This window comes from Thiolinea disciformis DSM 14473, from assembly GCF_000371925.1.
GTDB lineage: Bacteria > Pseudomonadota > Gammaproteobacteria > Thiotrichales > Thiotrichaceae > Thiolinea > Thiolinea disciformis.
Genome location: NZ_AQVE01000022.1, coordinates 19,297 through 29,993, shown reverse-complemented (window position 1 = coordinate 29,993; position 10,697 = coordinate 19,297). Strand labels below are relative to the sequence as shown.

At 39.0% G+C, this 10,697-nt stretch carries 8 protein-coding genes; all 8 read left to right on the top strand.

All coding sequences use genetic code 11. The annotated features are described in order from the left end of the window. Nucleotides 1-44: 44 nt before the first annotated feature. The 8 genes from A3IE_RS0114940 (at nt 45) to A3IE_RS20885 (ending at nt 10,693) form a co-directional block, all read left to right on the top strand. Nucleotides 45-560 carry a hypothetical protein gene (locus A3IE_RS0114940; RefSeq protein ID WP_020396432.1) on the top strand — a complete coding sequence of 172 codons (516 nt, stop codon included), beginning with the start codon at nt 45-47 and terminating at the stop codon, nt 558-560. Nucleotides 561-723: 163 nt separating this feature from the next. Further along, on the top strand, nt 724-2,526 hold the full coding sequence (locus A3IE_RS0114935) for a hypothetical protein (RefSeq protein ID WP_157832886.1): 1,803 nt from the start codon (nt 724-726) through the stop codon (nt 2,524-2,526). 45 nt (nt 2,527-2,571) lie between these two features. Next, nucleotides 2,572-3,168, top strand: coding sequence for a PulJ/GspJ family protein (locus A3IE_RS22200; protein WP_020396430.1), 597 nt, complete (start codon nt 2,572-2,574; stop codon nt 3,166-3,168). A gap of 28 nt (nt 3,169-3,196) precedes the next feature. After that, nucleotides 3,197-5,500, top strand: a complete 2,304-nt coding sequence (locus tag A3IE_RS0114925; protein WP_020396429.1) for a glycosyltransferase family 2 protein — start codon at nt 3,197-3,199, stop codon at nt 5,498-5,500. 37 nt (nt 5,501-5,537) lie between these two features. Beyond that, complete coding sequence (locus A3IE_RS0114920; RefSeq protein WP_020396428.1) at nt 5,538-6,503, top strand: hypothetical protein; 966 nt, start codon at nt 5,538-5,540, stop codon at nt 6,501-6,503. Next, nucleotides 6,503-7,543, top strand: coding sequence for a glycosyltransferase family protein (locus A3IE_RS0114915; RefSeq protein WP_020396427.1), 1,041 nt, complete (start codon nt 6,503-6,505; stop codon nt 7,541-7,543). Before A3IE_RS0114920 ends, A3IE_RS0114915 begins: the two co-directional genes overlap by 1 nt. Before the next feature lie 41 nt (nt 7,544-7,584). Next, complete coding sequence (locus tag A3IE_RS0114910) at nt 7,585-8,595, top strand: hypothetical protein (protein WP_157832885.1); 1,011 nt, start codon at nt 7,585-7,587, stop codon at nt 8,593-8,595. After that, nucleotides 8,588-10,693, top strand: a complete 2,106-nt coding sequence (locus A3IE_RS20885) for a capsular polysaccharide biosynthesis protein (RefSeq protein WP_020396425.1) — start codon at nt 8,588-8,590, stop codon at nt 10,691-10,693. The genes A3IE_RS0114910 and A3IE_RS20885 overlap by 8 nt, the downstream gene beginning before the upstream one ends. The last annotated feature ends 4 nt before the right edge of the window (nt 10,694-10,697 follow it).

Below are 10,697 nucleotides of genomic sequence, written 5' to 3'. Positions count from 1 at the left end.
CTAGAGCATTTCGGATAAGTTTTTCGCTAATATGAAAGTTTGATATGTCTTATACTGATAATTTAATCACTAAATATTGCATCCTTTTCTTGACATTAATTTTTATGCTGACTATGTCAGGTGGCAGTGTTAATGCAGAGTCAAGCCACAGCTCTAATAAAGTTGATATAATAACTAAAGAAAGCGCTGCCGTGTTTCCTATGTCTCAAGACTTAGCCTCTCACTTGCAGTTGAGGTTTAATCAGTACTGGGATTTTTTAATTAAGCATGATTTTAAAGCAGCTTACCAGTTAGAGACTCCGTCTTATCGTGCTCAAATAGATGAGCCTACTTACATAAAAAGTTTTGCTGCTACATTGATATGGAAAAGCGCTACTTTAAAAAAAGTTAAACTAATACGTGAGGATAAAGCGCTAATTGATTTCGAGTTGGCTTTTTCTTATGAAGCCCCTTGGGGTGGGCAGGTAATAGAAAGTACCAACCCTTATTCAGAAGAGTGGTATTATGAGAAGGGTGAGTGGTGGCATAATAAAAATGTTGCTCTTGGAGCCAAAAATTGATTATCATGGTAAGTCAATTCTTGGCTAAATTTAATAGACTTAAGTGAAAATATTTATACTGTTTTTGTATGTTGCTAACTTAATCTTAAACAATTCAATAGCATATTTGCTGACAGGTCTATGATTCTAGATCAGGTTGTAGCAATGATTTCAGTATCAACGCATGAGTAAAATACTTACTTTATTTTTAGGAGTAAAAGAAATGAAGATGATGTCTAAGAAACTGGTAGCTCAGGCTGTTGCTGCTGCTGCTTTTGCCCTAGGTGCTGCAAGCGTGCAAGCACAAACACCGTCTATCAGTACTACGGGTACTGGTGACCTATTATTGTTCCCTTATTATACGACTCAAAACGGCAATCAAACATTGCTGCACATGCAGAATATTAGCGAGAATCATACTGTTTTAGTCCGCGTGCGTTTCCGTGACTATATGCACTCACGTGATGCATTGGACTTTACCGTTGCCATGTCACCAGGTGATATCTTCACAGGCTATGTAGATGGTAATGGTGCGAATGGTTTGCCACGCTGGGTGAGCACAGATAGTACTTGTACTGCTCCAAAAACAGGTCGCAATGGGGTAATTAATTTCCCTAATAACGGCAACAATGCGATTCTATCAGCACTCAATGCTAATAAGCATACAGGTCATATAGAAGCCATCGTTATGGGTGTGTTACATAATCCGACTGTTATCAATGACTGGAATCGTGCTGGTCTTGCGGCAAGAAATAATCCCGTTTTGCAAAGAGCCTATGAAGTTGTAACAGGCGCTAAACACGCTAATAACGAACCGGCTAATTGTGATAATGTAGTTAGAGCATTTGGTGATCAAAGCTTGGTTGATACTCAAAACTTATCGGCTGCTGTAGCACGTTATTCATTCCCGAATTTAGCTAATAATGCTGTTCCAGATACCTCACTGACTGTTCCTCAACGTCTTAATACTGCTGCTGGTCTTCTTGGCGTTACTGGCACGGGCAACTTTTTGGCAGGGCATTTTGGTTTGTTAAATGCTGCAGGTGGTTTTGCTGATGCAAGTCGCTTAACGGTAGTTAAAAACTTTACAGCTAATGACTTGTTACCAGCGTCCGTTATCAATCCCTGTGGTGGAACCAATGGGAACTTAATTTGTTCTCAAACTCAAGCACATTGGCTCTATCCTAACTTATTAAACGTAGGTGGTATTCCGCTCCTTCCTAATCCTAACCCAGAGCTTGCGGTTGGTGGAGCGGATTTAGTTGCGGACGTGCCACCGGTAGCACCAACATTATTACCAGGAGAGCGTGTTAGGGCCTTCTTGGCATTAGAGCAGGCATTTGCTAGTGCTCGTGTTGTTAATGAATGGTCAACGAATCCAGCTAATGGGGTCAACTCTGAGATTGTCATTACTTTACCGACTAAGTATACTCACCGGGATGCTGAGCCTGTATTGGTTGGTACCGATACTAACACTTACTTTGGTGCCCCTTATACAGCTACTAATGGTGTAGGCCAATTAGTTTATGTTGCATCAGGTCTAGATGCTAATACTTGGGACAACGTTGATTCGGTTTTAAGTGGTGGTGAACGTACAGCGGTAAGTCCAGCATTACTCGGAACAATAGTACCAAATCCTCTATTAGGTGGAGTCTTTAATGCGAGCGGTTGTGTAGCTTATAGTGCAGTTATCTGGGATCGTGAAGAAGACCGTGCAACAGTTAACAATGTAACTCCTTCTGGTGGTGCCACTACAACGCCAACTAGTATGTGCTCTGAAACGAATGTATTCACTTTCGGTTCCGGTGTTACCAACCCAACAGGCTCGGTGAATGTTAACACTTCAGGTGTAGATCAAACCTTTGGTTGGATTAATTATCAATTTGGCAATGCTGTTCCAACAATCGGTTTCTCTTTATGGAATCGTAATTTTGGGGATGCTAGTAAGAACTTCGCTCAAATGATCGAGAACATTAAGCCTCGTTAATATTTGTGTTTTCATTAAAAGCCAGCCTTTTGGTTGGCTTTTTTTATGTTAGACTATATGACAATGAAACAAGGGTTTGCCTTAGTTGAGCTATTAATAGCGTTATTTATTTTTAGTATCTTATCAGCCATAGCTTTTACAAGCTTGCAGGCACTTTCATCTAGCAAGAATGTTGTTGATCGTGAAAATCAGTCTTTAACACAGTTACAAGCGGCTTTTACGAGGCTACAACGTGATGTGCAGCAACATGTTGTGCTCAATAATGAGTCATCTCAATTGGATCGTTTGGAGCTAGTCAGTCCTGCCAGCCAAATTACTTACCTACTTAAGGAAAATCAGCTATGGCGAGAGATGCAAGCATCTGGCAGTAGCCAACAACGAGCAACATCCTCACAGATTGTATTAACCAAAATCAATCATGTGGAATGGGCTATTGTACAGATGAACCAAGGACAGTTTTTAAAGTTGGCTATAGAGCATCAACAATTAGGGCAGTTTGAGCAGTGGTATAGGCTTCGGCAAAGCTCAAAGCAGATAGCAACTTGGGTGGCTAATCTGAATACCTTAGTGCCAAAAAGTGGAGTATCAGCCGGCGCAGGTTCTACTGTAGGCATAGACCCCAATGCTGAGATAACGTGGTAGTCGTTACATCTAGGATAGACTATAAAGAATGATGAAGTACTACCAGCAGCGCTGGATTGATAAAGTTAAAAACGATTTTCGGTTAATACCAGCTTTTTTCAGCAAAGCACATAGCCTTAAACCTTTAGCGAATGTAGTAGCTCTACCTCAAGAGAGTGATTTCATTTGGCGGAGTCTAACAGAAGATCCTGCTTTTGTATTTAATAAGCCGTTTGCGGCAGGCTGGTATCTGCTAGATCTTGAGCTAAGTGTTTTAGAGAACTCTGCTAATTCCCCTCAATTGCTTAAGCTTTATTATGATGATGGTAATGGCTATCACGAAGATTTAAGTATTGTTTTTCAATATACCCCTAGTAAAACCTTACGTCGCATTATTTGGCTTCCTAAACACTGTCAGATCAGATTGGATCCTTTGGAAGAAGCCTGTCAATTTCGTATTAAAAAAATTCTATTAAAGCCTGTTTCAACAAATTTTGCTTTATCGCGGATGGAGCGGTTTTTAAATAAACTACATGACTCAAACTCCATTGAAGAAAAATTATTAACGCCGTCTCAGTTATATCAAAATTATTTAAAGGCTTGCTTGCCAAAAAATAATAATTATTCATCTTGGATAAAAATAGTAGAGCCGATCTTAATTGAAAAGGCTCTAGTATCTGCTCATAAAATTCCTATCACTGTATTTTCTGTCATTATACCCGTATATCGCCCTAATTTAAGCTTGCTAGCAAGAGCTTTAAAGTCAGTATCAGATCAAAATTATCCTTATTATGAGATTTGTATAGCAGAGGATGGTAGTCAAGATCCGAGCTTGCGACAATGGTTAGAAGAGGAAAGCAAGTCTGATGCTAGAATTAAAGTTACATTCCGTGAAGCTAATGGACATATTGCAGCGGCCTCGAATAGTGCTTTGGCAATGGCTTCTGGTGATTATGTCGTTTTATTAGATCAAGACGATGAGTTAGCTGAGAATGCATTCTGGCTGGTGGCTGACGCAATACAAAGAAATCCTCAGGCTAAAATCATTTATAGCGATGAGGATAAAATAGATGAATATGGTAATCGCTTTGAGCCTCATTTTAAGCCAGATTGGAGTCCAGATTTATTTTATTCTAATAACTATATTTCTCATTTAGGCGTTTATGATCGCCAATTGGTTATGAAAGTTGGTGGATTTAGAGTAGGTGTAGAAGGTGCGCAAGATTATGATCTATGTTTACGCTGTGTGGCTGCTTTAGAAAATGAATTAGAAAAGTCTATCGTGCATCTGCCTTATGTGTTATATCACTGGCGTACTTTGGAAGGCTCCACAGCGAAACAAAGCTCGGCTAAAAGTTATACTTGGGATGCGGGTTTAAAGGCTTTATCAAATTACTTGAGCATTGCTCAGTTAGATGCTGAGGCTGAAAAGGCTGAATTACCCAATACTTATCGAGTGAAGTATAAGCATAAACGGCCCTTAGTTTCTTTGATTATCCCAACCCGCGATCAAGTGGGTGTTTTAGAAACGTGTTTGACCAGTATCTTAGAAAAAACAGACTATAAAAACTACGAAATAATCGTGGTGGATAATCAGAGCCAAGAGCTTATAACTAAAAGGTATTTTGAAGAAATTGCTAAGGATTCAAAAGTTAGAGTACTAACTTACCCTCATCCTTTTAACTACTCGGCTATTAATAATTTTGCGGCAGTACAAGCAAAAGGCTCTATTCTAGGGCTTCTTAATAATGATGTAGAGGTTATAAGCCCTGATTGGCTTGATGAGATGGTCATGCATGTCTCTAGACCTGAAATTGGTTGTGTTGGAGCTAAGCTACTTTATCCCGATAATCGCATTCAACATGCCGGTATAGCCTTGGGGGTAGGCGGTATTGCTGGGCATACACATAGACTATTCCATAAAGATAACCCCGGCTATTTTGGTCGTTTGAAGCTAGTACAGAACTTTTCAGCAGTGACTGCGGCCTGCCTATTAGTAAGAACTGAGTTATATAATCAGGTCAATGGGCTAGATGCAGAAAACTTGACTGTTGCTTTTAATGATGTGGATTTCTGTCTTCGTATCAGAGAGTTGGGTTACAGAAACTTATGGACTCCCTATGCTTTGCTGTATCATCATGAGTCCTTAAGTCGTGGCTCAGATGACACACCTGAGAAAGCTAAACGTTTCGCACAAGAAATACGATATATGCTGACTAAATGGGGTAGTATTTTGTTTTCTGATCCCTATTATCATGCTGCTTTTTCACTTAAACTTAATGATTTTTCTTTAGATACCAATGAAAACTCGGACTTTATAGCTGGTTTTAAAAATTTTTACCTCTCTAACTAATGGTTTAATATTTCTCTGTTACTATTTGAAGGCTTATATGTGGTTCGATAATCGAGGTTACTTATTTTTACATACGCCAAAAACTGGTGGAACTAGTTTTAGGGACTCATTATGTACAGCCTTTCCTGCGGAAGATATTCTTTTCGATTATGGTGCTGAGGAAGAGCTAACTAGTCCAGTCATTAAAGATTTAGTGTATAAAAAAAGCGATTTCATAGGGTTTTCTGAGTATTTTAAGTCAGACCGAAAAGTTCGTTATTTGTTCGGGCATAATGTTGCCAAGTATGTTCCGCTTTTCAGAAGTTCTCATCTTCAAACATTTTTTCGTGATCCAGTACAGCAAGTTATTTCTCATTATAAACATGCTGTTAGATTACATAATTATAAAGGTAGCTTAGATGATTTTCTGAGTGTGCCTAATTATTCTAATATTCAAAAAAAACGCCTTGGTACTATTCCAGTAGCAGCCATGGGTTTTATTGGGATTACTGAACTTTATGAAGAATCCTTGAGCCTTTTTCGTAATAAAACTGAAATATCAGTCAGATCAACTTTGAAAAATGTTAATCCTGAAAAGGCTGAGGCTAAGGTTGGCTATGAAATCGATAAAGCGCTTGAGACCAAGCTTATTACTTCTAATCTGGATGATTTCTTAGTTTATTATCAGGCTAAGTTTATATTTGAACAAAGAATGCGTTGTTTTGAGAAACAGCAAAATTATATTAATGCTTATGTTGATACTTATGACCCTAGAACACTGGGGGGATGGGCATTTAGTGACGATCACGAAGAAGCTGTAACTATAGAGCTGTTTTCAGATGGGGAGTTTATTGCTTCAACCCTCGCCAATTTATATAAGCCTAGTCTTAAAGAAAAAAATGTACCAAGGGGTGGTTATATAGGGTTTAGCTTTGATTTAACTAAATATAAAGTGAATCCTAGAAATAGGGCAAGTTGTAGGGTGGCTCATACAGGACAAGAAATTCTAATATTGGTCAAGTAATGCATATTCTATATGTCGCTTGCAATAGTAACGTTAATCTATATCGTGAAGATGGTTCTTTTATCTATCGCTGTGAAAACGTCGGTTTAGCATTGTTGGAATTAGGATTAACTATTGAATTCTGTCATTTAAAAGATCTCAGTTCTACTAAGAAAGTATCAGTCATGATTTTCCATCGACCTAAGTTTTCTCTTAGGTTGATTTCGCTCATCTATTTTTTTAAGTTGCGTGGTGTAAGGATTTGGGCAGACTTTGATGATTTAATATTTGACCCAGATTATACCGCCTTTAGCCCCGCTATTTTAAATCGACTAAAGCCCTATGATAATATTTACTCTTTGTATAAAAGTCATAAGAAAGCACTGTTTCTAGTTGATAAGGTTTTTTTTTCAACCCAAGCTTTAGTAGAGCATTTCAATAAAATATTCCCAGATAAAGAATGTATTTGGTTACCTAACGCAGTGCACATCAACTGGCTTAGTCAGCCAAAGGATATGTCATCTTCCTATTTAGCAAGTTCTGATCCTGTTATTACTTATTTACCGGGCTCTAGAAGTCATGATCGAGACTTTGAGGTTTTTTTAGCGCCTTTGCAGGATTTCCTTGCTGATTTTAAGTATGTGAAATTGCAGATTACAGGACCTTTGGCTATCAAAGTCACGATGCCAGCCACACAATTAATTCATAAAGATCGTGTCAATTTCGCTGATTATCATAATGAAGTTAAACAAGCATGGGTAAACTTAGCACCTTTGGAGGATACTCCCTTTACACGCTGTAAATCGGCGTTGAAAGTAATAGAGGGAGCTTATTGGGGAAAGCCAACTATTTGTTCTAAATTACCGGATGCGGAACGACTGAATGATCGTGGTGCCATAATAGTCAGTGACACAGTGGATGTTTATGCTTATTTAAAGAAATTTCTAGATGAGGGTTTTTATCATCATTACTGCCAACAGTTGCGAGAAAAAATTCTAGAGGTGGCTGATATAAGAGTAATTGCGTCTACTGTCGTCAAATTAATTGACGGATCAGCATAGTTTTCTATATCAGCATTAGAAATATTATGCATAAGGTTGGTATGAGTCATATCAAAATCTGGCTGTTACGCTATCAAGCTCGACAAGCTCGGGCTAGAGGTGACTATACTGTAAAAACACAGGCTTATTTTCTAAAGGTTTGGAGGTTATCAGGTAAATCGGATGACTTATTGGCATTTTTACTTTTTAGGCGCGATCGTGGTTTAATTTTATCTAAGTATTATTTATATTTATTGCAAGATCAGATAGTTTATTTGTCAGGCAAGCAAAAAATTCTAGCAAAAGCCTTATTACTTGAGAGTATTCCTACGATAGAAAATCAAGAAAAATTCCTAAAATGTCGTCTGCCTCAATTTGATGTGCCTGTAAAGAATTTAAAATTACCCACACTGTTAGCTAAAAGCAAGCCTGATGCCTTATCTAAAGAGCAGCTTGATCTGGGGAATATTGCTAGACTGCAATTTTTATGGCGTGAGCAGTTTGCTCAGAAGCTACGGCAGGCAGCGCATAGTCAAGGGATTTTCGTGATAGGCAATGCGGGGATTATACGTCAACTCGATTTAATTGCGGCTTTAACGCACTATAATTGTATTGTGCGTTTTAATCAATTTACTCCTGACTTAGTAGTTTCCGCTATGCCAACGATCTGGGTACTAACACCTAGTTTTCAGATTAAACAAGCTGTGCCTGTGGAGTGGGTAGTTTTGATTGGTCCAGATTTACAATATCGCTTAATGAATTGGAATAAATTAAAGCCTATGATAGAGCAAGGAACGCCTATTATTACGTTGCCACTTTTTATTTGGCGTCAATTAGTGCTTATTTTAAAAGCCCCCCCGAGTGCAGGTGTGGCATTTCTTGCGTTAGTGCACCACTTGCTTGGTTCATGGCATGGCGTAAATGTTGCCGGTTTCAGCGCTTTATCAACGCTTACAGATACTTATCATGTCTCGAATCCCAAGCATCAACCATCCAGACGCCATAATTGGGAAGGAGAGGCCGCTTTACTCAAACGATGGCAGGTCGAAGGTTTAAAGTCTATTCATGAGTAATATGCCACAACTTTTTTATACCACATCCAAAAAACTAAATAAATTAGTGGATTTATCACTATTGCTGGGAGGAAAAGTTGAATATTGGAATCACAAAGTAGCTATAGCTGCTAAGCCTGAAGTTATTTTTATTGCTTGGGGGCGCAAACCCAGTGCGAAAAAAGTGGAAAAAATTGCTCAAGAATTACGTTTGCCAGTATGGTATTTGGAAGATGGCTTTATTCATTCTTTAGGCCAAGGTGTTTTGGGGACTAGATCTTGGTCTTTGGTAGTCGATCGTAGTGGCATTTACTATGATGCGACACAAACTTCAGAGCTAGAAAATTTACTAGAGTCTGATCCTCAGCAACTATTACAAAATACTTTATTATTGAAGCGAGCTGAGCAGCTTATTACCTTAATAACGCACTATCACCTTTCTAAATACAATAATACAGCGGATAACATTAATAATTTAGCCTTGCCTAAAGCTAAGAAGGTATTGGTGGTTGACCAAACCTCGGGCGATATGTCGTTACAATACGGTTTGACTAATAATAATTCAGCTCAACTTATGCTAGAGGCTGCTTTAAACGAACATCCTGATGCTAGTATTTTGCTAAAAACGCATCCTGATGTGATTGCTGGTAAAAAGCGTGGTTGTTTTGACCTAGCTACTTTGCCATCACGCGTAAAAGTCATTAGTCAAGCGATTAACCCCATGGTTTTATTGCACCATGTTGAGCAAGTTTATGTACTAACCTCGCAACTAGGCTTTGAAGCCTTAATGCTAGGAAAGACTGTGCATTGTTTTGGGATGCCATTTTATGCAGGTTGGGGTTTAACGCAGGATCGTTTATCTAAAGAATATAATGTTTTTCAACGGCGCACTCGAAAGCATAGTATTAATTCGCTATTTGCAGCGGCTTATTTAATTTATACGCGCTATGTACATCCTGATACAGGAAGAGTTTGTGAGTTAGAAGATGTGGTTGAGTATTTAATACATCAAAAAAAACTATACCAAGAAACGCAAGGGCGCTTGTATTGTTTTGGCTTCACGGCATGGAAGCGTAATTATATTCGACGTTTCTTATATGCCCCTAGTAATGAACTAATATTTGTTTGGAATGCAGCCGAAGCTTTAAAGAAAGGATTTGATGAGAAATCACCTATTGTGGTTTGGGGTGAACGGGCTTTTATAGAAGCTCAAAAGCTATCTGAAAACACGAGTGTGCCCATTTGGCGGGTAGAGGATGGCTTTATTCGCTCGGTGGGTCTAGGCTCAGATTATACGCCACCTTTATCTTTGGTCTTGGATAAACGTGGTATTTATTATGATCCACAGCAAGAAAGTGATCTGGAGTATTTATTAAATTATACAACGTTTTCGCCGGTTTTAATTGAGCGGGCGCAAGCTTTGCGCCAATTACTGATTACCAAACGCCTTAGTAAATATAATACGGGCTTAGAGCCAGTGCGTGAGCAACTTACAGCACATCCTGAACAGTGTGTATTATTGGTAATCGGGCAGGTTGAGGATGATGCCTCGATTCATAAAGCTTGTATCGATATATCGACGAATAGCGCTTTATTGGTAGCCGTGAAACAGCAATATCCGGATGCTTATATTGTATTCAAACCGCATCCGGACGTAGTCAGTGGTAATCGTAAGGGTGTAGTTTCTCAGTCCGTTTTGATGCAGTGTGCTGATTTGGTTTTGGAAGATGCCAATATTATTGATTGTCTTGATGTTGCCGATGAGGTGCATACTTTAACGTCCTTAACCGGTTTTGAAGCGCTACTTCGCGAAAAGCCCGTTGTATGCTATGGTTTGCCTTTTTATGCTGCTTGGGGCTTGACCACTGATCGACATAGCTTAGCTCGGCGTCAACGGCGTATCACGCTCGATGAATTGGTGGCTGCCACCTTTATTTTATACCCGCGTTATATCAATTGGCACACAGGGCATTTCACGACGCCAGAACAGGTGCTAGATAGTTTGCAGCGCGAATTGCAAGCTCAGGGAGGCCGGCAACACAATAAAATGCCGAGTTTAAAACGTTGGGGGCGGAAAGCTATAAATCTTTATCGAGGCTTTGTAAATTTTAGATACTAAATCA